The organism is uncultured Allobosea sp., from assembly GCF_945956895.1.
Taxonomy (GTDB): Bacteria; Pseudomonadota; Alphaproteobacteria; order Rhizobiales; family Beijerinckiaceae; genus Allobosea.
This window is the reverse complement of the sequence record NZ_CAMFJF010000016.1, coordinates 17407-40717: the sequence shown is the minus strand read 5'-3', so window position 1 is coordinate 40717 and position 23311 is coordinate 17407. Positions and strand designations below refer to the sequence as shown.

The window sequence follows — 23311 nt, the reverse complement described above, 5'->3', positions numbered from 1 at the left end:
CATCGGAGCCTGACCGCATGAGCACCGAAACCCTCAAAATCCCGGCTGCCGCGCCCAGCGTCGCGCCGCCGCATCCGCTGCGCGAATTCTGGACCTATTTCAGCGCCAATCGCGGCGCCGTCGCCGGCCTCGTCGTCATCGTTCTGGTGCTGCTCTGCGCGCTGTTCGCGCCGTGGATCGCGCCGCATGATCCGAACCTGACCAACAACGCAGTCTTCCTGAAGCCGCCGTTCTGGCAGGAAGGCGGCTCGCTCTCCTATCCGCTCGGCACCGATGCGATCGGCCGCGACATCCTCTCCCGCCTGCTCCATGGCGCGCGGCTCTCGCTCGTCATCGGCATCGCTGTCGTCGCGCTCGCCATCGTCGTCGGGATCGTGCTGGGCCTCATCGCCGGCTATTTCAAGGGCCTCGCCGATATCGCGATCATGCGCCTGATGGACATCCTGATGACGATGCCGAGCCTGCTGCTCGCCATCGTCATCGTCGCGATCCTCGGCCCCGGCCTGATGAACGCGATGCTGGCGGTCGCCATCGTCGTGCTGCCACACTATGTCCGCATCACCCGCGCCGCCGTCATCGCCGAGGCGAGCAAGGACTATGTCGTCGCCGCGCAGGTCAGCGGCGCCCAGACGGTGCGGCTGATGTTCTCCGAGATCCTGCCGAACTGCGCAGCGCCCTTGATCGTGCAGGCGACGCTCGGCGTCTCCACGGCGATCCTCGATGCCGCCGCGCTGGGCTTCCTGGGCTTAGGCGCCCAGCCGCCGACACCGGAATGGGGCACGATGCTCGCCGACGCGCGCGAATTCGTGCTGCGCGCCTGGTGGGTCGTCACCTTCCCCGGCCTCGCCATCCTCATCACCGTGCTCGCCTTCAACCTTCTCGGTGACGGCCTGCGCGATGCGCTCGACCCCAAGCTGAAGCGCTGATCCCATGCCCCTTCTCGAAATCGAAAACCTCAGCGTCGAATTCCCGACCTCCCAGGGAACGCTCCGCGCCGTCGACCGCATCGACCTCACCCTCGACGAGGGCGAGGTGCTCGGCGTGGTCGGTGAATCCGGCTCCGGCAAGAGCGTGACCATGCTCGCGCTGATGGGCCTCGTCGGCTATCCCGGCCGCGTCCGCGCCGACAAGCTGCGCTTCGACGGCCGCGATCTCCTCACCATGTCCGCCCGCGAGCGCCGCCAGCTCACCGGCAAGGACGTGGCGATGATCTTCCAGGAGCCGAGCACCAGCCTGAACCCATGCTTCACCATCGGCTTCCAGCTCGCCGAGACGCTCAGGAAGCACGAGGGCATGGACGGCAAGGCCGCAAAGCGCCGCTCGATCGAGTTGCTGGAGCAGGTCGGCATCCCGGCACCGGAGAGCCGCCTCAAGGCCTTCCCGCATCAGATGTCCGGCGGCATGAACCAGCGCGTGATGATCGCGATGGCGATTGCCTGCAATCCACGCCTGCTGATCGCCGACGAGCCGACGACGGCGCTCGACGTCACCATCCAGGCGCAGATCCTCGAACTGCTGATGACGTTGCAGCGCGAGCGCAACATGGCGCTCGTGCTGATCACCCACAACATGGGCGTGGTTGCCGAGACGGCGCAGCGCATCATGGTGATGTATGCCGGGCAGATCATGGAGGAGCGCAAGGTCGACGCGCTCTTCGCCAACCCGCAGCACCCCTATTCCGCCGCCCTGCTCGCCGCCCTGCCGGAGCGTAGCGAGGATGCGACGCGGCTTGCCACCATCCCCGGCATGGTGCCGGGCCTGAACGACCGGCCGAAGGGCTGCCTGTTCAGCCCGCGCTGCGCCTATGCGACCGAGCATTCCCGCAATGTCCAGCCGGAGCTCCGGAACTGGGCAGATGGGCGCGTGCGCTGCCACTATCCGCTCGGCGATGCGAACCGCGACGCCGAGCGCGCCCGCGACGAAGCCGCCCAGGCACAGGAGGCCGCGCGATGAACAATCCCGTGATCGAAGCGCGCGAGCTGACGCAGATCTATCCGGTCAAGCAGGGCTTCTTCCGCGCCCCGGCGCAATTGCAGGCGGTGAACAAGGTCTCCTTTGCCGTCGAAGCCGGGCGCACGCTTGCCGTCGTCGGCGAGTCCGGCTGCGGAAAGTCGACCTTGGCGCGCATGGCGACGCTGATCGAGACGCCGACCTCGGGCGCGCTGACGCTGGACGGGCTCGATGCCGTCTCGCCGCCGGCAAGCGAGCGCCGGCGCTTGCGCCGCACGGTGCAGTTCGTGTTCCAGAACCCCTATGGCTCGCTCAATCCGCGCAAGAAGATCGGGACGATCCTGGAGGAGCCGCTCAAGATCAACACCGACCTTTCCCCCGCCGAGCGCACCGAGAAGGCGCGCGCGATGATGGCCAAGGTCGGCCTGCGGCCCGAGCATTATGCGCGCTACCCGCACATGTTCTCGGGCGGCCAGCGCCAGCGCATCGCGATCGCGCGCGCGTTGATCCTCTCGCCCAAGGTCGTGGTGGCGGACGAGCCGGTCTCGGCGCTCGACATCTCGATCCAGGCGCAAGTGCTCAACCTGCTGGCCGATCTGCAGGACGAGCTGAAGCTTGCCTATCTCTTCATCTCGCATGATCTCAGCGTCGTCCGTCACATCGCCCATGACGTGATGGTGATGTATCTCGGCAATGCCATCGAGCATGGCCCGAAGGAGCGCATCTACGCGCGGCCGCTGCATCCCTATACGCAGGCGCTGCTCGCCTCGACGCCGCGCGTCGATGCCGGCAAGCGCGAGCGCATCATCCTGCGCGGCGAGCTGCCCTCCCCGCTCAACCCGCCGAAGGGCTGCGTTTTCTCGACGCGCTGCCCCTTCGTGACCGACCGCTGCCGTGTCGAGCGCCCGGAAAAGCGCGAGATCGACGGCCGCAAGGTCGCCTGCCACTACGCCGAGGATTTTCTCGCCAAGGCTGCGTAATCCCGACGCAAGGCATCCAGCGGACAGGCCAACGCCGCGGCCTGTCCGGCTCGGCTTGCGCCACGCGCCGCTATCGTCGGATTCATTTCCTGCGACAGCGGACGCGCGACGATTCCGGCGAGATCCATTGTTCTATCGCAATGCAACCCGGGCCATTCTCGGATAATTTTCGGGATAAACTGGACGGGCTCACGGCTGCGGAGGCAAACTGGCTTTCCGGTTCGACGCGACTGGAGGCGCGAATGCGTACGGAAGCTGAGGCGATCAACCGCCATATCGGAGACCGGCTGCGCGTTCTCCGCAAGAAGCACGGCCTGAGCCAGGCCGATCTTGGCGCCGTTCTCGATGTCTCGTTCCAGCAGATGGGCAATTACGAGAAGGGCAAGGACCGCCTGAGCGCGGGGGCCCTTTTCATGCTCGCGCGCTTTCTCGGAACGAGCCCGGCCGCCTTCTTCGAGGGCCTGAGCGCGCCGGATGCGGGCTTTGCCGAGGCTGGCGCGGAATACGGGACGACAATCGAGAGACCTCCCCAGTCCGGCAAGCTCGATGCGGCATTCGGGCGGATTCGTTCGCAGCGCGATCGGGCTCTCGCCGTGGCGATCGTCGAGACGATCGCCCGCCGCGACGACAACGTGGCCTGACCTCGGGCCGAGGCGACGATCACGCGCCGGCTTGTCATCGGCGCCAAAACAGCCGCGGGTCACCGTCTCGTTACGGCAGGCTTCCCCGCCGCCCTATCGAAGGGGGCGGCAATCGTCCGGTCGAGCAGCCGCCGCGCGGCTATCCGCAGCGGACGCTGGTCGAGATAGCCGACTGCCCTCGCGATCTGCTGCAGCGGAACGCCATCGCTCGCCATCGTCAGGGCGCGAAGCACGCGCAGGCGCGAGCGCCAGTCGCCGAAGCTCAAGCCGGTCTCCGCCCGGAAGCCGCGCGTCAGGGTGCGCCGGCTCGCGCCGACGCGCTCGGCCCAGCCGTCGAGATCGATGTCGAGCGCGGGGTCCTTCAGCAGCGCATCGCAGATCCGCCGCAGGCGCGGGTCGCGCGGCAAGGGCAGGGTCAGCGCCGTCTCGGGCGCCCGTGCGATCTCGTCGAGGATCAGCGCCGCGAGATGCCCGCCGCGCCCGGCCTCGTCATAGAGCATCGGCTCGGCCGACAGCGCCTCCAGCGCCGAAGCCAGCAGACTTGAGACCTCCAGCACGCGACATCCCACAGGCAGGACGCCGACCGCCTCCGGTGCGATATAGGCCGAGCACATCGAGACCGCGCCATGCATCCTGACCTCATGGGAGAGACGCGGCGGAATCCAGAGCGCATGCCTTGCCGGCAGAACCCAGGTGCCGTCCTCCGCCCGCACCAGCGTCAGCCCGGCGGTAGCATAAAGCAATTGCGCGCGTGGATGACTGTGCCAGCCCGTGCTCGCGCCGGCCTCATAGCTCCTCGGCATCACGGCGACGGCGCGCGGCACCGTCTGGTAGGCTTCGCTCTCGCCGCGCATCCTCGCGCTCCTTTGGCCCGATCATGTCAGATAACGACCCGACAGGCTTAACGGGTCAAGCTAAAGTGAGGCATCCCTTCTGCGAGATCGCCCATGAGCCCCGAGACCCTGTCCAAGCGCACCCTTCTTTTCGTCAACGCGGCCCATGCGCTCGATCATTTCGTGCTGCTGATCTATCCGACGGCGGTGATCGCGATCGCGGCGCAGACCAATCTCAGCTATGCCGAGCTCATCGGCCTCGCCACCGGTGCCTTCGTCGCTTTCGGGCTGTGCTCCCTGCCGATGGGCTGGCTTTCCGACCGGTTCGGCCGGCGCAACATGCTCGCCGTGTTTTTCATCGGCTACGGGTTGTCCTGCCTCGGCGTCGCCAGCGCGGACCGGCCCGCCGCCTTCGCGGGCTGGCTGCTCGTGCTCGGCGTCGCCTCGGCGATCTATCACCCGGTCGGCTCGACCATGCTGGTCAGCCATGCCCGCCAGCTCGGCCGCGATCTCGGCGTCAACGCCGTCTGGGGCAATCTCGGCGCAGCCTCCGCAGCCGGCGTCACCGCGCTCATCGCCGCGAATTTCGGCTGGCGCGCCGCCTTCATCCTGCCAGGCCTCGTCTGCCTCGTGCTCGGCGCCGCCTTCCTCGCGCTCGTGCCCGGCGACGGGAACCCGTCCGCGAACCGTTCCGGCAAGGCCGAGCTCATCCCGGTCAGCCGGCCGATGGTGCTGCTCGCCGTCTTCGCCGTGGCAATCATCGCCGGCGGCATGACCTTCAACATCACCACGATCGCGCTGCCGAAGATCATCGATGAGCGGCTCGGCCTCGACCTGCCGCTGGCGCTCACCGGTTCGCTGGCAACGCTCGTCTTCGTGTTCGGGGCAGCGACGCAATGGCTGATGGGCCGGCTGGTCGACCGCTACACGCTGCCCGCCCTGTTCGTCGGCCTCGCGCTCCTGCAGCCGCTGGGCCTCGCGCTCGCCGCGACGACCTCGGGCGTGCCGTTGCTGCTCGGCCTCGTCCTGACCATGGCCGCGATCTATGGGCAGGTCGTCGTCAACGATGCGATGGTCGCCCGCTACGTACCGGCGCAGCATCGCGCCAAGGCGTTCAGCGTGCGCTATTTTCTCGGCTTCACCGTCAGCGGCTTTGTCGTGCCGATGCTGGCCGTGCTGCATGCGCAAGGCGGTTTCGGGCTGGTGCTGGCCGGCGCCACGGTGTTCGGCCTGATCGTCTGGTGTGCGTCGCTGGCCTTCTTCTTCCTGGCGCAGACCGCGCCCACCGCGAGCACCGTTCCAGCCGAACAATAGGCTTTCGGCAGCGCAACCTGGCAGCCGATCATTCGAACAGGATCAAAGCCATAGCCCCGCCATGCATGGCGGGGCTTAAGCGCGCCGGATCATGCATTTCTAACATCTCACAAATTGATTGTCAGATGTCAGAAACTGAGCCAGCATGGCTTCATGCTCGACCAGTCACCCTTCTCCCTACCCAAACCGCCAGCGGCAGAGAGCGACATCGCCTTTGCGAGCCGGCGCCTGCGGCAGGCGCTTGTCCGCTGCGAGCTCGTTCCCGGCACCTACGCGCATGAGGGTGATCTCGCGCAGCGCTTCGGCCTCGGGCGCGCCGCTGTTCGCGTCGCGCTGACGGAACTCGCGACAGCGGGCTTCGTCGCCCGGCACGCACGGCAAGGCTGGCGCGTCGCCGCGGTCGACGGCGCGCTTGCCAGCGCGATCGTCGAGGCGCGGCTACGGATCGAGCCGGCTCTGGTCGAGAGGCCGCTGGATGAACACAGCGCTGCGCTGCTCGGCAGCCTGCGGGGGGCGATTGACGCCGTCATCGACCGCGACGATCCTTCCGCACGCACCATGGCGCAGCAATTGTGCCGGCAGGCGCTCGATCTCCTGGCCCTGCGGGTCGGTGGTTTCATCGCGGTCTGGCTGCGCGATCTCTGGGATCATACCGAGCGCCTGACGCGCTCGCTTGAACTCGCCGGCGCGACGCCGCCCGCAGCCGATCCGCGTCCATTGCTCGATGCGCTCCTGCGCAACGACCGAGAGGCTGCACGGCTCGCACTTCAACAGGAACAAGCGCGCTTCACCGATGCCGTGGCGCACGGCTTTCTCGCCACCGCACACCTGCTTCCGCAGAACGAACCTGTTTCCGTACGCAGCCGCCGACGCCGCCAGAGTACGAACGACCGCAAGCCGTCCCACACCGTATCCGAGGAGAAATCGCGATGAGCCGTGTTTCGAAAGCCGCAGCCGCCTTCCTCGTCGCCACCGCGCTCGGCCTCGCGGCCGGGCCGGCGCTGGCCGCCAAGGATCGTTTCGTCGTCGACCTCGTCAACGAGCCGTCCTCGCTCGATCCGCAGGTGCAGTGGAATCCCGACAGCTACTATGTCTACCGCAACATCTTCGACAATCTCGTCACCCGCGACGACAAGGGCGCGATCGTCCCGCAGGTCGCAACCGCCTGGAAGCAGGTCTCGGATACCGAGATCGAATTCGACCTGCGCAGCGATATCACCTTCCATGATGGCTCGAAGCTGACGGCCGACGACGTCGTCTACAGCGTCAAGCGCATCACCGACCCGAAATTCGCCAGCCCCCAGCTCGGCCAGTTCGACAAGATCACGGAGGCGATCGCGCTCTCGTCGACCAAGGTGAAGCTCGTCACCGCCGGGGCCTATCCGGCGCTGCTGGCCCAGCTCGTCAAGCTCTCGATCGTGCCCAAGGCCGTGGTCGAGGCGGTCGGCAAAGATGCCTTCAACCTCAAGCCCGTCGGCAGCGGCCCCTATAAGTTCGAGTCCTGGCAGCGCGGCGTGAACGTGCAGCTCGCGCGCAACGACGCCTATTGGGGCGCCAAGGCGCCATTCCCAGCGGTGACCTTCCGCGCCGTCCCGGATGCAGCGACGCGGCTCGCCAATCTGCAGGCAGGCGCGAGCGATCTTGTGGTTACACTCGATGCCGACCAGGCCGGTCAGCTCAAATCCTCGCCCAAGGCCCATGCGCTGATCGGCCTGACCGAGCGTGTCGCCTATGTCCGGCTCAACACGACCAAGCCGCCCTTCGACAATCCCAAGCTCCGGCTCGCGGCCGCCTACGCGCTCGACAAGCAGGCGATGATCGACGGCCTGCTTGGCGGCTATGACAAGCAGGTGCCGGAACTGCTGACGCCGGCGATTTTCGGTTGGGTCGACGGCATCAAGGCGCCGGAACACGACCTCGCCAAAGCCAAGGCGCTGATCGCCGAGGCAGGCCCGGCCGCGAAGGCGGAGATCGATCTCTCGACCGCGCCGGTCTTCGACCAGCGCATCGTCCAGGCGATCCAGCAGATGCTGACCGAAGCCGGCTTCAACGTGAAGATCGCGATGTCGGACATGGCAACCTATCTGAAGCGCGCCCAGGCCGGGCCGGAGACGACCTCGCTGCTCAGCTTCGGCCGCTGGTCCTGCGCCTGCCAGGATGCCGATGGCGTGCTCTTCCCGCTGTTGCACAAGAGCAGCGGCTGGTCGGCCTATCGCAACCCGAAGATGGATAGCTTGTTGGAGGAGGCGCGCGCGACGCTCGACACGAACAAGCGTCTCGCCGCCTACAAGCAAGTGCATGAGATCGTCGCCAGCGACGTGCCGGTCGTGCCGCTCTACCAGGCCGTGGTGATCTATGGCGCGGCGAAGAACCTGACCTTCCAGCCGACGCCGAACGAAAGCATGTTCATCAACCGGATGAGCTGGAAGGACTGAGCCGCGGTGCCGGGTTTCCTGCTCCGCCGGCTGGGCCAGGCGCTCGTCACCATCCTCGGGGTGGTGACGCTGATCTTCTTCGTCCAGCGCCTGACGGGAGACCCGACCTACCTGCTCGTGCCGGAGACGGCGACGCAGGCCGATATCGCGGCCTTGCGCCACCAGCTCGGCTTCGATCGGCCGCTCCCGGTGCAGTATCTCGACTTCCTCGGCGAGCTCGCGCGTTTCGATCTCGGTCAGTCGGTGGTGCAGCGCGTGCCGGTGACCACGATCATCGCTTCGCGCCTGCCCTATACGTTGATGCTGGCGGCCGGCGCGCTCCTCGTCGCCTGCGGCATCGGCGTGCCGATCGGTATCCTGCTGGCGATCTTCCGCAACTCGCCTGCGGCGAAGGCGGCCGCCGGTTTCGTCCTCGCCGCCCAGAGCATGCCGACCTTCTGGAGCGGCATCCTGATGATCCTGGTGTTCTCGGTGCTGCTCGGCTGGCTGCCGCCCTCCTCCACCGGCGATCTCTGGCATCTCGTCATGCCGTCCTTCGCGCTCGGCCTGCTGAGCATGGCGACCTTCGCACGCATCACCCGCTCGGCCCTGCTCGACGAACTCTCGAAGGACTATGTCCGCACTGCCCGCTCGCGCGGCGTCCGCAGCGGCCGGCTGCTCATCCACCATCTCGCGCGCAACGCCTCGATCCCGGTCATCACCGTCGCCGCGCTCGAAATCTCGAACCTGTTGGCCGGCGCCGTCATCGTCGAGACGGTCTTCGCATGGCCCGGCCTGGGACAAGTGACGGTGCAGGCGATCCTGGCACGCGACTTCATGATCGTGCAGGGCGTGGTGCTGCTCGGCGCCTTCGTGACTGTGCTGCTCAACCTCATGTCGGACCTGCTCTACAGCCTGGTTGACCCGCGCATCGTGCTGGAGGGCGCGCGGTGAGCGTCGCCACGGCAAGCCCGATCCCGCGCAGCAAGCGCCGCGCGCTGTGGCGCTGGTGGCCGGTCGGCATCATCGCGTTCGTTGTGCTGGTCGCGGTCTTCGCGCCCTGGCTGGCGCCCTATGATCCGAACCAGCAGAACCTGCTCGGCCGGTTGAAGCCGCCCGGCACAGTCTCGCGCAGCTTCCATTACTGGCTCGGCAGCGACGAGCTCGGCCGCGACCTGCTCAGCCGCGTGATACATGGCGCGCGCATCTCGCTGATCGTCGCCTTCGCCTCGGTCATCCTCTCCGGCGTTGTCGGCACGACGCTCGGCATGATCGCCGGTTACCGACGCGGCTGGGTCGAGATCACGGTGATGCGCGTCGTCGACGTCTTCCTGTCGATCCCGGCGATCCTGCTCGCGATCATCACCGTCGCGGTGCTCGGCCCCGGCATCGTCAATGTCATCATGGTGCTCGCGCTGACGCGCTGGCCGCGCTACGCCCGCATCGCCTACAGCCAGACGCTCTCCGTCGCCAACATGCCCTATGTCCGGCTCTCGGCGCTGATGGGGGCGAGCGCGCCGCGCGTCCTCTTCCGCCATGTCCTGCCCAATATCGTGGGTGCCGTCAGCGTCGTCGCGACGCTCGAATTCGGGCTGATGATCCTGTTCGAGGCTGGCCTGTCCTTCCTTGGGCTCGGCGTCCAGCCGCCGACCGCGAGCTGGGGCGCGATGCTCTCGACCGGCCGGAACTATGTCGCGACCGCCTGGTGGGTCGCCACCCTCCCCGGCATCTGCCTGTTCGTGCTGGTGCTCGCCGTTAATCTCACCGGCGACGCCGTGCGCGACCGCCTCGATCCCCGCCATCGCTGAAGGAAGAAGCCCATGTTCGAGGACATCAAGGGGAAGCGCGCCGTCGTCACCGGCGCCTGCGGGGTGATCGGCCGCTGGATCGCCGAAGTGCTGCACGAGGCCGGCGCCACGCTCTGCCTGACCGATGCACGGGCCGGGGATCTGGAGGCCCAGGCCAAGGCGATGGGCCTTTCCGGCGAGAGCTTCGTCATGCCCGCCGACCTGACCGACGAGGCCTCGATCGTGGCGCTCGCCAGCGAGATCGGCAAGCGCTGGGGCGCCGCCGACATCCTCGTCAACAATGCCGGCATCTATCCGAGCGCTTTCCTGCTGGACACGCCGACCGCCGAGTTTGATCGCATCCTCGCGATCAACCTACGAGCGCCCTTCATCCTGACCCGCGAGCTTGCGACCCAGATGGTGCGCAAGGGCGTGAAGGGCTCGATCATCAACATCTCCTCGGGCGCTTCGCGCAAGATGCGGCGCACGGCCTGCGTCTACTCGATGTCGAAGACCGCGCTCGACCGGCTGACCAAGGGGTTCGGCGTCGAGCTCGCCGAATACGGCATCCGCTCCAACGCGCTGGAGCCGGGCTTCGCCACCGGCAGCACGGTCAGCGCCCTGACCGACGCGCATATCCAGAACACCGTCGCGCAGATCCCGCTTGGCCGGGCGTCCTCGCGCGCCGATGTCGGCAACGCCCTGCTCTATCTCGCCAGCGACGCCTCCGCCTATGTCACCGGCGCGACCTTGACGGTCGACGGCGGCAATTCGATCGGCTCGCTCGCCGTCCACCAGGACAAAAAACAGGCGCTCTGAGGAGGCTGAGCCCATGACCGCCCCAAACGCCTCCCGCCCCGCCTATGAATGGCCGCAGGGCAAGTCGAGCGCCTTCTGCTTCACCATCGATGTCGATGCGGAAAGCCCCTACCAGTGGAGCCTGCCGGAAGGCGCGCCGGTCGCGCTCGGACAGATCGAACAGCGGCTGTTCGGCCCGCGCGTCGGCATCTGGCGGCTGCTCGACCTGCTCGACCGCTACGGCATCAAGGCGACGCTGTTCGTGCCGGGGCTGATCGCCAAGAACCACCCGGAGCTGCTGCCAGCCTTCGTCGAGCGCGGCCATGAGATCGGCCTGCACGGCTATTTCCATGAACTCGCAACCGAGGCCGGGCCAGAGGAATTCGCCCGGGCGATGGACGAGTCTCTCGCGCTGTTCAAGAGCCAGGCCGGAATCGTGCCGAAGGGCTTCCGCTCGCCGGCCTGGGAGATGACGCCCTTCATGCTGGAGGAGGTGAAGCGGCGCGGGCTCTACGATTCCTCGCTGATGGGCCTCGACCATCCCTATACGATCGACGGCGTGACGCAGGTCCCGGTGCTCTGGGCCGTCGACGATGCCGTCTATTTCCGCTTCACCGGCAGCGCGCAGGACCGTGCCCCGCCCTCGGCCCAGAACGGCATCCTCGATGCCTGGCTCGACGAATGGGAGGTGCTGCATCGCGAAGGGCGGATGATGATGCTGACCGTCCATGACTGGATCTCCGGCCGGGCCGGGCGCGTCCGCATGCTGGAGAAGCTGCTCGACGTGGTGACCGCCTCGCCCGGCGTCTGGATCGCGACCGTCGGCGAACTCGCTGCCCACCACGCCGCGAGCGCCAATGCGCAGCGTTTCAGCGTACCGATGCGCCTGCCACAGCCGAGCGCGCCATTACGTTTCAGGACCAAAGCCTGATGCAGACCTTCAGCATCCGTCGCCCGGCCGTCCGTTCCCAGCACGGCCTCGTGGCTGCGCAGAACCGCCATGCCGCGGAGGCCGGCGCTGCCGTGCTCGCGCGGGGCGGTAACGTGATGGATGCGGCCATCGTCACCGCGCTGGTGCTGAGCATCGTCGAGCCTTGGCTTTCGGGCGTGGGCGGCGGCGGCTTCCTGATCCATGCCGACGGCCAGACCGGCGCGCTCGACACGCTCGACTTCAATGTGCGCTCGCCACGCGGGCTCGACCCCGCGGTTTATCCGCTGACCGAGGCCGGTTCTGGCAACTGGTTCGCCTGGCCCGCCGTGGTCGGGGAGCGCAATATCGCGGGCTACAGCGCGATCTGCGTGCCCGGCGCCATCGCCGGTTTCGCCGCGGCGCTGGAACGCTATGGCACGATCTCCTGGGATGAGGCCTTGCAGCCGGCGATCGAGCATGCCGAGCGCGGGCTGGAGATCGACTGGTATGCGGCGCTCTGCATCGCGGTCGAGGTCGCCGGGCTGTCGCGCGATCCGGCGATTTCCGCAATCCTTCTGGACAACGGCCAGCCGCCCAAGGCCGGCGCCGATACCCGCCGCTTCAAGCCGATGACGGCGAAGGCCGCGCTGCTGAAGCGGCTGGCGAAAGCCGGCGCACGCGATTTCTACGAAGGCGAGGCCGCACGCCTGATCGCCGGTGATCTCGAAGCCGGCGGCTCGGCCATTCGCGCTGACGACCTCGCTGGCTATCAGGCGGTGTGGTCGCCGGCCCTGACCGGGCGCTACCGCGATCTCGACATCGCCGCTATCCCCGGGCTCAGCGGCGGCCCGACCTTCTTCGATGCCGCACGGCGCGTCGAAGCGCGCGGCCTCGGCGAAAGCAGTTCGCAGGCCGATGCGGCGCTGACCTATGCCACGGCGATCCGCGAGGCCTATGCGGTGAGGCTCAACAGCATGGGCCATGCCGCGACGCCGCAGGCCGGCTGCACCTCGCATGTCAGCGTCGTCGACCGTGACGGCAACATGGTCTCGCTGACCAATACGCTGCTCTCGCGCTTCGGCGCCCGCGTGGCGCTGCCGCGGGCCGGCATCATCATGAACAACGGCATGATGTGGTTCGATCCGCGCCCCGGCCAGCCCAACAGCATGGCTCCCGGCGTGAAGCCACTGGCGAACATGTGCCCGCTGGTGCTGAGCCGCGACGGCAAGCCATGGCTTGCGATCGGCGCCGCCGGTGGCCGCACGATCTTCCCGACGCTCTTGCAGATGATCTCCGGCATCGCCGATTTCGGGCTCTCACTCGAAGATGTCTTCCACCGTCCCCGAATCGAGGCCTCGACCCCGCGCATCAAGGTCGACGCGCGGGCCGAGCCGGATGTCGCCGCACGGATCGCAAGCGCCTTCCCGGTCGAGATCGTCGAGGACACGCTCTACCCCGTGAATTTCTCCGTGCCTTCGGCCGTGATGCGGGCGGCGGATGGCTGCTTCCTCGGCATGGCGCATCCGACCAGCCCCTGGGCCGCGGTCGCGGCGGCATCTGTATGAGCGAGCGCACCAACCCGATGCTGGCGATCGAAGGCCTCGCCATCGAGATCGAGAGCAACCGCATCGTCGACGGCGTCTCACTCGGCGTCGAGACGGGCCGCATCCTCGCGATCGTTGGCGAATCCGGCTGCGGCAAGAGCCTGACGGCGCTCTCCGTGCTCGGCCTGCTGCCGGGCGCGGCGCGGATCTCCGGCGGCTCGATCCGGCTCGGCGGGCGCGAGCTGACAGGGCTTTCCGAGGCGGAGCTGTCGGAGGTGCGCGGCAACGATGCCGCGATCATCTTCCAGGAGCCGGTGGCTTCGCTGAATCCGCTGATGCGGGTCGGCGAGCAGGTTGAAGAAGCCTTGCTGCTGCATCGGGGACTGTCGCGCGCCGCCGCCCGGAAGGAGGCCATCGCGATCATGGCACGCGTCGGCATTCCCGATCCGGCAAGGCGCGCCCGGCAATATCCGTTCGAGCTTTCCGGCGGCATGTGCCAGCGCATCATGATCGCCTCGGCGCTGATCTGCCGGCCCTCGCTCCTGATCGCCGACGAGCCGACGACGGCGCTCGACGTCACCATCCAGGCGCAGATCCTCGACCTGATGCGCCGTTTGCGCGACGAGGTCGGCAGCGCCGTGGTGCTGATCACCCACGACATGGGCGTGGTCGCCGATCTCGCCGACGATGTCTGCGTGATGTATGGCGGCCGGATCGTCGAGAGCGGCCCGGTCGATGCGATCTTCGCCGCGCCGAGCCATCCCTATACCCGCCTGCTGCTGGGCACGATCCCGAAGCTCGACGGCACCAGAAAGACGGTGTTGCGCACGATCGAGGGCATGGTGCCGTCGGCCGGCGCCTGGCCGGAGGGCTGCCGCTTCCGGACGCGCTGCCCACTCGCCGACGAGGCTTGCAAGCAGGTTCCGCTCGCCGTCGCAGTCAGCGCTTCCCATAGCGCCGCCTGCTGGCATGTCGACCGGCTGGAGGCGATGGCATGAGCGAGCCTTTGCTGCAGGTCCGTGACCTCAAGGTGCATTTTCCGCTGCGCGGCGGCATCGGCACGCCGGGCGGCGGCGTCAAGGCGGTCGACGGCATCTCGCTCGACCTCCGGGCCGGGCGGACGCTGGCGCTGGTCGGCGAATCCGGCTGCGGCAAGTCGACGACGGCCTATGCCGTGGTCGGGCTGGAGCGGGCGACATCCGGGACGATCCGCTTCGACGGGCGCGACATCACCGTGCTCAAGGGGCGCGAGCGCGCCGCGCTGGCGCAGGATATCCAGATCGTCTTCCAGGACCCGTCCTCGGCGCTCGACCCCAAGATGAGCATCGCCGACAGCATCGCTGAGCCGCTCGCCATCGCCGGTCACAGCCGTGCCGACCGCAAGGCGCGCGTCGCCGAATTGCTGGATCGCGTCGGCCTGCCCGCGGCGCTCGCCGAACGCCTGCCGAGCGCGCTCTCGGGCGGGCAGCGCCAGCGCGTCGTCATCGCGCGGGCGCTCGCCCTGTCACCGCGCCTGCTCGTGCTCGACGAGCCGGTCTCGGCGCTCGACGTCTCGATCCGCTCGCAGGTGCTCAACCTGCTGCTCGAATTGCAGCGCGATCTCGGCCTGTCCTATCTCTTCATCTCGCATGATCTCTCGGTCGTCCGGCATATCGCCGACGAGGCGATGGTTCTCTATCTCGGCACGGTCGCCGAGCAGGGTCCGGTCGATGCGATCTTCGAGCGGCCGCAGCACCCCTATACGAAGGCGCTGCTGTCCGCGATCCCGCTGCCCGACCCGCGCGCGCAGCGCCATCGCGAAAAGATCATCCTGAGCGGCGATCTGCCGAGCCCGCTGTCGCCGCCGGTCGGCTGCCCCTTCGTGACGCGCTGCCCGGAGCGCATCGCGGTCTGCGCCAATGACCGCTTCCCGCTCGCGGCCGGCGAAACCGGCACCGAAGCGGCCTGCGTCCATGTCGGACGGCAAGCGGCCGGTTAGATCCGTTTCCGACCGGGCTGAACCGTCATTGCGAGGAGCGAAGCGACGAAGCAATCCAGGGGCGGCATAGCTCTACGTCCCCCCTGGATTGCTTCGCGGAGCCTGTCCTTGGGCTTGCCGAAGGCAAGACCCGAGGGCTCGCAATGACGGATGCTGGTTCAGTCCGAGCGAAAACCGATCTAGCCGCGAACGCGCTCCCATTCCGCGAGGGCGAGCAGGAGGTGGTAGAGCACCCGCACCGGGATGACGGCCTGCCTGGGCGTCCCGTCCTTCGCGAGCTGGTTGAACCAGAGTCCCGTCTCGGGCGCGACGAACCAGCGGAACAGGCTGGCAAGATGCCTGTCGAGGCGCGCGGCCGCATTGGCGTCATCCAGGAATTCGATCCGGGCGAGGAAGGCCTTGATCGCCTCGGTCTGGGGCCAGAGCAGCTTGGTCGGCGCCGTGACATTGCCGGAGCGGTCGACCATGTCAAAGGCCGCGAGCGGGCCTGCCGAACCATCGTCGATGCCATGGCGGACCGCGAAGCCGTAGAGCCTTTCCGCCAGATCGCGCGCTTCAGTGTCACCGGTCAGGCGCCAGTGATGCAGCAGCAGCCAGGTCCATTCGAAATGATGGCCGGGCTCACAAACCTGGCCGGCCGCGCCGGGAGCCGGTTGCCAGTCATCACTGAAATACTCGCCGAGCGTCCCGGTTTCGGCATCGACCAAATGCTCGCGCGCGAGCCCGACAATCGCATCGGCATGGTCGAGCCAGCGTTGCTCGCCGGTCGCTTCGGCCAGGGCATGGAATGCCTCGAGCAGGTGCATATGCGGGTTCTGCCGCCTCGGCAGCGTGCCCAGCGTGTCCTCGGCAAAGCCGCCCTGCGGATGCGCCATCTCGCCTTCGATGAAGCCGATCACCTCGTTCGCGATCGCGAGCGCCGCCTCGTCCTGCGTTGCACGGTAATACCAGGCCATGGCGAAGAGAACGAAGGCGAGATCGTAGAGATCGGTGCGGGCATCGACCGGCGTGCCATCCTCGCGAACGGAATGCAGGAAGCGCCCCTGTCCGCCTTCCCGGCATACATCGCGCAGGAAGGCGAAGCCGTGGCGGGCTGCGGCGAGCGCATCCCCTTGCGGGCCGAGCAGATGGGCATGGCTGAAAACATAGATCAGCCGGGCGGTGACCAGCGTCGTTCTCGCTGGACCGGGTTCGCGATCCGGATCGGCCGGATCGAAAAGCTCGACGAAGCCGGCATGGCCGGGCCGGACAGCGCGGCCGATCCAGGACGGGAGGAGGGTTTCCCTGAGCCAGGCTTTCGAGGGCAAGCCAGCAGCGACCTTCGGGGCCTCTTCACTTTTCATCGAACGATATCCTCAACGAGGAAGGAGGGAACGAGGGCCAAGCTCTTCATCACCCGCCGCTTCACGACAGACCTGAGCCGATAGCTCCAGCGAAGGCCTGCGTCCACATGACCTCCACGCAGAGCGCTACACGGCCCCCGGTCCGACGACTTCCCGCATGGCGATATAACTATGGTATTCCGCGACATTGGGATCGTCATGGAAGACCTCGCGCGTGAAGGCGGCATAGGCGGCCATGCTCTCGACCTGCAGATGCAGCACGAAATCCGCGTCGCCGGTAACGTAGGAGGCGTGTTTGACCTCGGGCCGGGCCTGAAGCTTGCGGGCGAAATCGCCATAGGTCCGCGAGCCCTGGATGATCGAGACGGTGACATGCACCGTCACGGGCACACCCATGACTTCCGGACTGACGATCGAGACATCGGCAGTAATGACCTTTTCCGCCCGCAAGCGCCTGAGCCGCCGCAATACCGCACTCTGGGACAGGCCCACGCGCTCGGCCAGCACGCGCGCCGGCGTCTGGTTATCGGCCTGCACCTCGCGCAGCAGGGCGTAATCGAACTTGTCGAGATCGACCGCTTTGGCCACTTGATACCCTACGATCGACTAAATTCGTCACCTGATAGCAAAATTGGGCGACAATCGCCAAGCTCTTGTCGGCATGATCTGATCCAGGAGCCGACCCCGTCGGCGCTGACGAAACTGGAAAACGGGTCATGACTGCGACGAAGTGGACCAAGAGAAGCCTTGCCGCGCAGGCCATGGGCAAGATCGACCCGACCACCAGGGGCGTCGTGCCGCCGATCCATGTCTCGACGACCTATATCCGCGACGAGGATAACGGCTACTCGACCGGCTTCATCTATGGCCGGCCGGACAACGAGACCGTGCACGAGGCACAGGCCGTGCTCGCCATGCTGGAGGAAGCCAAGGCCAGCGCGCTGCTGTTCGGCTCGGGCATGGCGGCGGCGACCGCCGTGTTCCAGGCGCTCTCGCCCGGCGACCATGTCGTCGCCTCCAAGGTGATGTACTGGGCGCTGCGCGCCTGGCTGCTCAACGAGGCGACGCGCTGGGGCATCAAGGTCGATTTCGTCGAGACCGACGATCTCGCCGCGCTCAAGGCCGCCGTAAAGCCGGGCGCGACCAAGCTCGTCTGGATCGAGACGCCTTCAAACCCGCTCTGGACCATCACCGACATCGCCGCGGCAGCCGAGATCGCGCACAAGGCCGGCGCCAAGCTCGCGGTCGACTCGACCTGCGCCTCGCCTGTCCATACGCGCCCGCTGACGCTCGGCGCCGATATCGTCATGCATGCGGCGACGAAGGTGCTGAACGGCCATTCCGATGTCGTCGCCGGCGCGCTCTGCGCCCGCGAGGACGATGAATTCTGGAACCGGGTCAAGACGGTCCGCAAGGGCCAGGGCGGCATTCTCGGGCCGTTCGAGGCCTATCTGCTGATGCGCGGCATGCGCACGCTGCACGTGCGACAGGAGCGGCAGGCGGCCTCCGCGATGGCACTGGCGCAGCGGCTCTCGGCCCATCCGCTTGTGGCCCGCGTGCTCTATCCCGGCCTGCCGCAGCATCCCGGCCACGACATCGCGGCGCGGCAGATGGAGAATGGTTTCGGTTTCATGCTCTCGGTGCAGGTCACCGGCGGCGAAGGCGCAGCGATCGCGACAGCGGCTCATGTCGAACTCTACAAGCGCGCCACCTCGCTCGGCGGCGTCGAGAGCCTGATCGAGCATCGCGCCTCGATCGAGGGCGCGGGCTCGCCCTGCCCGACCGACCTGCTACGCCTCTCGACCGGCATCGAGGATATCGAAGACCTCTATGCCGATCTCGACCAGGCCCTGAAGGCCGGGCATCGCGTTTAAGGCGCCATGCCATGACCGTGACAGGCTCCGCCTCCATGCCGGCCAGTCAGACGGTCGGCAAGGCCCTGCTGCTGGTCACAGCCTTCGGCTGGGGCCTCAACTGGACGGTGCTGAAATTCGTCCTGCATGACTGGCCGCCGCTCTTCGCGCGAGGGACGGCCGGCCTGCTCGGTACGCTCTGCCTCGCCTTGCTGGCAGCAGCTCGCGGCAATAGCCTTGCCGTACCACGGGAAGCCCGCGTGCCTCTCATCGTGGCGGCCGCGATCAACGTCTTCGCCTGGATGGGCTTCACAGCGCTCGCGTTGAACTGGCTCAAAGTCTCGGAAGGCGCCCTGATCGCCTATTCGATGCCGATCTGGGCCATGATAATGGCTTGGCCCCTGCTCGGCGCGCGTCCAACCCGGCGCAGCCTGGTGGCCCTGGGCCTCAGCCTCACCGGCATGGCCGTCCTGATGGGCGGGCCCGACTTCTCAGCGGCCAAGCTTCCCGGCGTGCTCTTCGCCTTCGCGGCGGCCGTGCTGTTTGCGCTCGGTACGGTCAAGGCGAGGAAGCCCCTCGCCATGCCGGGCCCGGCCGTCGCGGCCTGGCAGGTCGGCCTCGGCTGCCTGCCGATGGTGATCTTGGGGCTCGCGCTTGAACAGCCGCGTATCGCCGCGCTGTCGGCGCAGGGCGCTTTGGGACTGGCCTACATGGCCATCGGCCCGATGGCGCTTTGCTATCTCACCTGGTTCGGCGCGCTCAGGCGGCTGCCGACCGCCGTCGCTGCAACCAGCATGCTGATCGTCCCAGTGGTGGGGACGCTGACCGCCGTGCCTCTGCTCGGCGAAACGCTCGGACTCCGGGAGGTGTTCGCGATCGCACTGACCATCAGCGGCGTCGCCCTGGCACTGCGGCGCGATCCTCCCCGCCGCGAGGCCTGAGCGGATACCGCGCTTCCAACGCGTCAGATCATCAAGCCCGTAATGCCGAACAGAGATCCTGCGATTTGCAGTCGGAGACCCGCACCCCGCATTGTTTCAAATGATTATAAACTACACGATAATAATTGACAGCTTTGACGCATGGGAATCTAACCGCGGCCTCATCTTTTGAACTGCATTGGCAGGAGAAGGTCGCATGACGTCATACTCGTCCCTTGCACTGCGGATCGGCGTGCTCGCCGTCACGCTCGCCATGGCAGGCGCGGTTCGGGCCCAGGACGGCATCACCGTATATAACGCCCAGCATGCCAGCCTGACCCAGGCCTGGGCCGACGGCTTCACCAAGGAGACCGGCATCAAGGTGACGATCCGCAAGGGGTCGGATACCGAGCTCGCCAACCAGATCGTCCAGGAAGGCGCCTCTTCCCCCGCCGACGTCTTCGTCACCGAGAACTCGCCGGCCATGGTGCTGGTCGAGAAGGCCGGGCTGTTCGAGACGCTACCCAAGGATGTGCTCGACCAGGTGCCGGCCCAGTTCCGCCCCGCCAGCGGGCGCTGGACCGGCGTCGCTGCGCGCAGCACCGTCTTCGTCTACGACAAGCGCAAGCTGAAGGACGCCGACCTGCCGAAATCGATGCTCGATCTCGCCGACGCCAAGTGGAAGGGCCGCTGGGCGGCCTCGCCCTCGGGCGCCGATTTCCAGGCGATCGTCGGCGCGCTGCTGGTCCTGAAGGGCGAGCCCGCCACGGCCGACTGGCTCAAGGCGATGAAGGCGAATTCCAGCGCCTATCGCGGCAACAGCGTCGCCATGAAGGCGGTCAATGCCGGCGAGGTCGAAGGCGCGGTGATCTATCACTATTACTATTTCGGTGACCAGGCGAAGACCGGAGAGAACAGCGGCAATGTCGGGCTGCACTATTTCCGCGGCCAGGACCCCGGCGCCTTCCTCAGCACCTCCGGCGCCGGCGTGCTGGAATCGAGCAAGCACAAGAAGGAGGCGGAAGCCTTCGTGAAGTGGATGAGCGGCAAGCACGGTCAGGCCGTGCTGCGCGAGGGCGATTCCTTCGAATACGCCATCGGCAATGGCGAAGCCTCGAACCCGAAGCTGGAGCCGATCGCCAAGCTCGACGCGCCGAAGGTCGAGCCCTCGCAGCTCGGCAGCAAGAAGGTCACCGAGCTGATGACGGCCGCCGGCCTGCTCTGATCCGGTTGCACCAACCTGACATGCGTGCGAGATGCCCTCGCGCGCATCTGCCCCCATGACCGTACCGCTTTCCCTCGACATGCCGGTCCTGCCGGCCTTGCCTCTCAGGCGGCGTCGCAACCTCGCCGGCCGGGCGATGCTGTTGCTTGCGGGAAGCGTCGCGCTCTGCGCCCTGCTGCCGCTCGGCTTCATCCTCTGGATCGCGGTCGAGACCGGTTGGCAGACGGCGCTCGCGCTGATCTGGAGGCCGCGCGTCGGCGAATTGCTTGTCAATACGCTGCTGCTCGAGCTCTGCACGCTGCCGCCGGCGATCCTGCTGGCGATCGCGCTCGCCTGGCTGACCGAGCGCAGCGACATGGCCGCTGCGAGATTCCTGTCCTGGCTCGCGGTCGCCCCCTTGGCCGTGCCGGCCTTCGTCCAGTCCTATGCCTGGGGCAGCCTCTTCCCGCGCTTCCATGGGCTGCCGGCGGCAGCGCTGGTCTCGGTCCTCGCCTACCTTCCATTCCTCTACCTGCCCGTCGCGGCCCAGATGCGCCGGCTCGACCCTGAGCTCGAGCACACCGCCGCCTCGCTCGGGCAGTCTCCGACGCGGATATTCCTGCGTGTCGTGCTGCCGCAATTGCGGCTCGCGATCTGCGGCGGCAGCCTGCTGGTCGGCCTGCACCTGCTCGCGGAATACGGGCTCTACGCCATGATCCGCTTCGACACCTTCACCACCGCGATCATCGACCAGTTCCAGTCGAGCTATAACGGCCCGGCAGCGAACATGCTGGCCGGCGTGCTGGTGCTGAGCTGCGTCGGGCTGATCGGCCTTGAATGGCTGCTGCGCGGCAGTGCGCGCTACGCCCGGATCGGCTCCGGCTCCCCGCGTCCGGCTTCGCGCCGGCAGCTCGGCCTCTGGCGGTGGCCAGCTCTGGCGCTGCCGATCGTCCTTGCCCTGCTCGGCCTCGGCGTGCCAGCGCTGATGCTGTCGCGCTGGCTCATGGCCGACGGAGTTTCCATCTGGCGCCAGGGCGCGCTGGCGGCGTCCCTGGCGACGACGCTCGGCTATGCTGCGGCCGGCGCCTTCGCCGCCGTCGCAGCGGCGCTGCCGATGGCCTGGCTCTCGGTGCGTGCGCCCAACCGCGCGACGCGTTTCCTGGAAAGCTGCCACACATATCCCGGCGCCCTGCCCGGCGTCGTGGTGGCGCTGGCGTTGGTCACGGTGACCGTGCGGATCGCCATGCCGCTCTACCAGACCGTGGCGACGGTGGTTCTGGCCTATGTCCTGATGTTCCTGCCGCGCGCGCTGGTCGGCCTGCGGGCCGGCATCGCACAGGTTCCCGTCGAACTGGAGCGCGCCGCCGCCTCGCTCGGCCGCAACCCGGCCCGGACCTTGCTCGCCGTCACGCTACCGCTCGCGGCCCCCGGCGTCGCTGCCGCAATGGCCCTGGTCGCGATGGGCGTGGCGACCGAGCTGACCGCGACGCTGCTGCTTGCGCCCAACGGCACCCGCACGCTGGCAACCGAGTTCTGGGCGCTGACCAGCGAACTCGACTATGCGAAGGCGGCGCCTTATGCCGTGCTCATGATCCTCCTCTCGCTGCCGATGACCGCGCTGTTGCACGCCCAGGCAGGCAAATCCCTCAACGCATGACCCAGCTCGTCATCTCGGACGTCTCGAAACGTTACGGCGCGACGCTGGCGCTGGATCGCGTATCGCTGTCGGTGGAGGCAGGCAGCCGCGTCGCCATCGTCGGGCCATCCGGTTCGGGCAAGACCACGCTCCTTCGCATCATCGCCGGCTTCGAGGCGCCCGATGCCGGAACGGTGACGCTCGACGGGCAGGTCCTGGCCAACGGCCCGGCCATCGCCGCCGCCCATCGACGCCGGATCGGCTATGTCACGCAGGACGGGGCGCTGTTCCCGCATCTCGACGTCGCCGACAATCTCGGCTTCGGCATCCCGCGCGACGAGCCGGACCGGGCGGCCCGCCTGTGCGCGCTGATGGAGCTCGTGGAGCTCGATGCCGCGATGCTGAGCCGCAGGCCGCATGAGCTCTCCGGCGGCCAGCAGCAGCGCGTCGCGCTCGCCCGCGCGCTCGCCCGCAAGCCCGCCCTGATGCTGCTCGACGAGCCGTTCTCGGCACTCGATACCGGGTTGCGCGAGAGCGTTCGGCAAGCCGTTGCTCGCGTCCTCGCCAAGGCCGGCATCACGACGATCCTGGTCACCCATGACCAGAGCGAGGCCTTGTCCTTCGCCGACCAGCTCGCAGTGATGCGCGAGGGCCGGCTGGCGCAGGCGGGCCGTCCCTATGAACTCTACTGGCGGCCAGCCGACACCGAGACAGCGTTGTTCCTCGGCAATGCCGCCCTGTTCGATGCCAAGATCGAGGCGGTGGGCGTCTCCTGCGCTCTGGGCCGGCTTGCGGCCGAAACGGGTGGCCGCCGCGGGGGCGGCACGATCATGCTCCGGCCGGAGCAATTCCACCTGTCCGCCACCGGACCGGGACTGGAAGCATGGGTCGATGATGTCACCTTCCGAGGCGCGCAATGCGGTGTGGCCTTGCGGGCCGGACACGAGGAGACGGAAATCCGCTTCACCGCACAGATTTCGAGCCTGGAAGCCCCACAGATCGGCGATCGCGTCTTCGTCTCGATCAAGGGAGCCGCGTTCCTGTTTCCCGCGCCCCGCTGACGCGTCGAACCGGAGGTGGAATCGGCCTCTCGGATCGATCCGAAGCCTTTCCGAAATTCGGATCGCTCGAAAGGCGAATTCGATTTTCCGGCTCGGTGTTTTTGAAGCCTCCACACGCTTTCTCGAAATGTCGGGATGGCGGCCC

At 67.5% G+C, this 23311-nt stretch carries 22 protein-coding genes; 19 read left to right on the top strand and 3 right to left on the bottom strand.

All coding sequences use genetic code 11. The features are described from left to right. Positions 1–17: 17 nt before the first annotated feature. The 4 genes from Q0Q02_RS11795 to Q0Q02_RS11780 all read left to right on the top strand — a co-directional run bounded on the left by Q0Q02_RS11795 (position 18) and on the right by Q0Q02_RS11780 (position 3571). A complete protein-coding gene (locus Q0Q02_RS11795; RefSeq protein WP_293809594.1) occupies positions 18–926 on the top strand; it encodes an ABC transporter permease subunit in 909 nt (302 codons plus the stop codon). Between the two features lie 4 nt (positions 927–930). Further along, positions 931–1953, top strand: a complete 1023-nt coding sequence (locus tag Q0Q02_RS11790) for an ABC transporter ATP-binding protein (protein WP_293809592.1) — start codon at positions 931–933, stop codon at positions 1951–1953. Next, positions 1950–2930, top strand: coding sequence for a peptide ABC transporter ATP-binding protein (locus tag Q0Q02_RS11785; RefSeq protein ID WP_293809591.1), 981 nt, complete (start codon positions 1950–1952; stop codon positions 2928–2930). The genes Q0Q02_RS11790 and Q0Q02_RS11785 overlap by 4 nt, the downstream gene beginning before the upstream one ends. Positions 2931–3172: 242 nt before the next feature. Continuing rightward, a complete protein-coding gene (locus Q0Q02_RS11780) occupies positions 3173–3571 on the top strand; it encodes a helix-turn-helix domain-containing protein (protein WP_293809590.1) in 399 nt (132 codons plus the stop codon). A 59-nt stretch (positions 3572–3630) separates the two neighbouring features. Here Q0Q02_RS11780 and Q0Q02_RS11775 read toward each other — a convergent pair whose 3' ends face one another. After that, positions 3631–4425 carry a helix-turn-helix transcriptional regulator gene (locus tag Q0Q02_RS11775; RefSeq protein WP_293809588.1) on the bottom strand — a complete coding sequence of 265 codons (795 nt, stop codon included), beginning with the start codon at positions 4423–4425 and terminating at the stop codon, positions 3631–3633. 93 nt (positions 4426–4518) lie between these two features. Here Q0Q02_RS11775 and Q0Q02_RS11770 point away from each other — a divergent pair, with 93 nt between their 5' ends. The 10 genes from Q0Q02_RS11770 (at position 4519) to Q0Q02_RS11725 (ending at position 15149) form a co-directional block, all read left to right on the top strand. After that, complete coding sequence (locus Q0Q02_RS11770; RefSeq protein WP_293809586.1) at positions 4519–5718, top strand: MFS transporter; 1200 nt, start codon at positions 4519–4521, stop codon at positions 5716–5718. 153 nt (positions 5719–5871) lie between these two features. Continuing rightward, positions 5872–6651: a GntR family transcriptional regulator gene (locus tag Q0Q02_RS11765; RefSeq protein ID WP_293809585.1), complete on the top strand. Its 780-nt coding sequence runs from the start codon at positions 5872–5874 to the stop codon at positions 6649–6651. Continuing rightward, on the top strand, positions 6648–8153 hold the full coding sequence (locus tag Q0Q02_RS11760) for an ABC transporter substrate-binding protein (protein ID WP_293809584.1): 1506 nt from the start codon (positions 6648–6650) through the stop codon (positions 8151–8153). Before Q0Q02_RS11765 ends, Q0Q02_RS11760 begins: the two co-directional genes overlap by 4 nt. Before the next feature lie 6 nt (positions 8154–8159). Continuing rightward, the gene (locus Q0Q02_RS11755) at positions 8160–9086 is read left to right on the top strand and encodes an ABC transporter permease (protein WP_293809582.1); all 927 of its coding nucleotides are present in this window, start codon (positions 8160–8162) and stop codon (positions 9084–9086) included. Next, positions 9083–9940, top strand: coding sequence for a nickel transporter permease (nikC, locus tag Q0Q02_RS11750; RefSeq protein ID WP_293809581.1), 858 nt, complete (start codon positions 9083–9085; stop codon positions 9938–9940). The genes Q0Q02_RS11755 and nikC overlap by 4 nt, the downstream gene beginning before the upstream one ends. 12 nt (positions 9941–9952) lie before the next feature. After that, positions 9953–10738 (top strand): SDR family oxidoreductase, encoded by a 786-nt coding sequence (locus Q0Q02_RS11745; protein ID WP_293809579.1) that lies wholly within the window; start codon positions 9953–9955, stop codon positions 10736–10738. A gap of 13 nt (positions 10739–10751) precedes the next feature. Beyond that, the gene (locus tag Q0Q02_RS11740) at positions 10752–11648 is read left to right on the top strand and encodes a polysaccharide deacetylase (protein WP_293809578.1); all 897 of its coding nucleotides are present in this window, start codon (positions 10752–10754) and stop codon (positions 11646–11648) included. Further along, positions 11648–13192 carry a gamma-glutamyltransferase gene (locus tag Q0Q02_RS11735; RefSeq protein WP_293809577.1) on the top strand — a complete coding sequence of 515 codons (1545 nt, stop codon included), beginning with the start codon at positions 11648–11650 and terminating at the stop codon, positions 13190–13192. The genes Q0Q02_RS11740 and Q0Q02_RS11735 overlap by 1 nt, the downstream gene beginning before the upstream one ends. Beyond that, the gene (locus tag Q0Q02_RS11730; RefSeq protein WP_293809575.1) at positions 13189–14169 is read left to right on the top strand and encodes an ABC transporter ATP-binding protein; all 981 of its coding nucleotides are present in this window, start codon (positions 13189–13191) and stop codon (positions 14167–14169) included. The genes Q0Q02_RS11735 and Q0Q02_RS11730 overlap by 4 nt, the downstream gene beginning before the upstream one ends. Further along, complete coding sequence (locus Q0Q02_RS11725; protein ID WP_293809573.1) at positions 14166–15149, top strand: ABC transporter ATP-binding protein; 984 nt, start codon at positions 14166–14168, stop codon at positions 15147–15149. Before Q0Q02_RS11730 ends, Q0Q02_RS11725 begins: the two co-directional genes overlap by 4 nt. Positions 15150–15328: 179 nt before the next feature. On the opposite strand, the gene Q0Q02_RS11720 is transcribed toward Q0Q02_RS11725, so the two are convergent. Both Q0Q02_RS11720 and Q0Q02_RS11715 read right to left on the bottom strand, forming a co-directional pair. Continuing rightward, positions 15329–16492: an AGE family epimerase/isomerase gene (locus Q0Q02_RS11720; RefSeq protein WP_293809572.1), complete on the bottom strand. Its 1164-nt coding sequence runs from the start codon at positions 16490–16492 to the stop codon at positions 15329–15331. Positions 16493–16618: 126 nt separating this feature from the next. Further along, on the bottom strand, positions 16619–17080 hold the full coding sequence (locus tag Q0Q02_RS11715; protein WP_293809570.1) for an Lrp/AsnC family transcriptional regulator: 462 nt from the start codon (positions 17078–17080) through the stop codon (positions 16619–16621). Between the two features lie 128 nt (positions 17081–17208). Here Q0Q02_RS11715 and Q0Q02_RS11710 point away from each other — a divergent pair, with 128 nt between their 5' ends. From Q0Q02_RS11710 to Q0Q02_RS11690, 5 genes are all read left to right on the top strand, one after another. Beyond that, positions 17209–18366 (top strand): PLP-dependent aspartate aminotransferase family protein, encoded by a 1158-nt coding sequence (locus Q0Q02_RS11710; protein ID WP_293809568.1) that lies wholly within the window; start codon positions 17209–17211, stop codon positions 18364–18366. Positions 18367–18377: 11 nt separating this feature from the next. Beyond that, a complete protein-coding gene (locus tag Q0Q02_RS11705) occupies positions 18378–19286 on the top strand; it encodes a DMT family transporter (RefSeq protein ID WP_293809566.1) in 909 nt (302 codons plus the stop codon). 196 nt (positions 19287–19482) lie between these two features. Continuing rightward, complete coding sequence (locus Q0Q02_RS11700) at positions 19483–20490, top strand: iron ABC transporter substrate-binding protein (RefSeq protein WP_293809564.1); 1008 nt, start codon at positions 19483–19485, stop codon at positions 20488–20490. A 136-nt stretch (positions 20491–20626) separates the two neighbouring features. After that, the gene (locus Q0Q02_RS11695) at positions 20627–22126 is read left to right on the top strand and encodes an iron ABC transporter permease (RefSeq protein ID WP_293809669.1); all 1500 of its coding nucleotides are present in this window, start codon (positions 20627–20629) and stop codon (positions 22124–22126) included. After that, positions 22123–23166 carry an ABC transporter ATP-binding protein gene (locus Q0Q02_RS11690; RefSeq protein WP_293809562.1) on the top strand — a complete coding sequence of 348 codons (1044 nt, stop codon included), beginning with the start codon at positions 22123–22125 and terminating at the stop codon, positions 23164–23166. Before Q0Q02_RS11695 ends, Q0Q02_RS11690 begins: the two co-directional genes overlap by 4 nt. Positions 23167–23311 lie beyond the last annotated feature (145 nt).

Bases quoted from the DNA above. Each gene is read 5' to 3' on its own strand.
- Q0Q02_RS11795 (WP_293809594.1), top strand. From the start codon at position 18: ATGAGCACCGAAACCCTCAAAATCCCGGCTGCCGCGCCCAGCGTCGCG.
- Q0Q02_RS11790 (WP_293809592.1), top strand. From the start codon at position 931: ATGCCCCTTCTCGAAATCGAAAACCTCAGCGTCGAATTCCCGACCTCC.
- Q0Q02_RS11785 (WP_293809591.1), top strand. From the start codon at position 1,950: ATGAACAATCCCGTGATCGAAGCGCGCGAGCTGACGCAGATCTATCCG.
- Q0Q02_RS11780 (WP_293809590.1), top strand. From the start codon at position 3,173: ATGCGTACGGAAGCTGAGGCGATCAACCGCCATATCGGAGACCGGCTG.
- Q0Q02_RS11775 (WP_293809588.1), bottom strand. From the start codon at position 4,425: ATGCGCGGCGAGAGCGAAGCCTACCAGACGGTGCCGCGCGCCGTCGCC.
- Q0Q02_RS11770 (WP_293809586.1), top strand. From the start codon at position 4,519: ATGAGCCCCGAGACCCTGTCCAAGCGCACCCTTCTTTTCGTCAACGCG.
- Q0Q02_RS11765 (WP_293809585.1), top strand. From the start codon at position 5,872: ATGCTCGACCAGTCACCCTTCTCCCTACCCAAACCGCCAGCGGCAGAG.
- Q0Q02_RS11760 (WP_293809584.1), top strand. From the start codon at position 6,648: ATGAGCCGTGTTTCGAAAGCCGCAGCCGCCTTCCTCGTCGCCACCGCG.
- Q0Q02_RS11745 (WP_293809579.1), top strand. From the start codon at position 9,953: ATGTTCGAGGACATCAAGGGGAAGCGCGCCGTCGTCACCGGCGCCTGC.
- Q0Q02_RS11740 (WP_293809578.1), top strand. From the start codon at position 10,752: ATGACCGCCCCAAACGCCTCCCGCCCCGCCTATGAATGGCCGCAGGGC.
- Q0Q02_RS11735 (WP_293809577.1), top strand. From the start codon at position 11,648: ATGCAGACCTTCAGCATCCGTCGCCCGGCCGTCCGTTCCCAGCACGGC.
- Q0Q02_RS11730 (WP_293809575.1), top strand. From the start codon at position 13,189: ATGAGCGAGCGCACCAACCCGATGCTGGCGATCGAAGGCCTCGCCATC.
- Q0Q02_RS11725 (WP_293809573.1), top strand. From the start codon at position 14,166: ATGAGCGAGCCTTTGCTGCAGGTCCGTGACCTCAAGGTGCATTTTCCG.
- Q0Q02_RS11720 (WP_293809572.1), bottom strand. From the start codon at position 16,492: ATGAAAAGTGAAGAGGCCCCGAAGGTCGCTGCTGGCTTGCCCTCGAAA.
- Q0Q02_RS11710 (WP_293809568.1), top strand. From the start codon at position 17,209: ATGACTGCGACGAAGTGGACCAAGAGAAGCCTTGCCGCGCAGGCCATG.
- Q0Q02_RS11705 (WP_293809566.1), top strand. From the start codon at position 18,378: ATGACCGTGACAGGCTCCGCCTCCATGCCGGCCAGTCAGACGGTCGGC.
- Q0Q02_RS11700 (WP_293809564.1), top strand. From the start codon at position 19,483: ATGACGTCATACTCGTCCCTTGCACTGCGGATCGGCGTGCTCGCCGTC.
- Q0Q02_RS11695 (WP_293809669.1), top strand. From the start codon at position 20,627: ATGCTGTTGCTTGCGGGAAGCGTCGCGCTCTGCGCCCTGCTGCCGCTC.
- Q0Q02_RS11690 (WP_293809562.1), top strand. From the start codon at position 22,123: ATGACCCAGCTCGTCATCTCGGACGTCTCGAAACGTTACGGCGCGACG.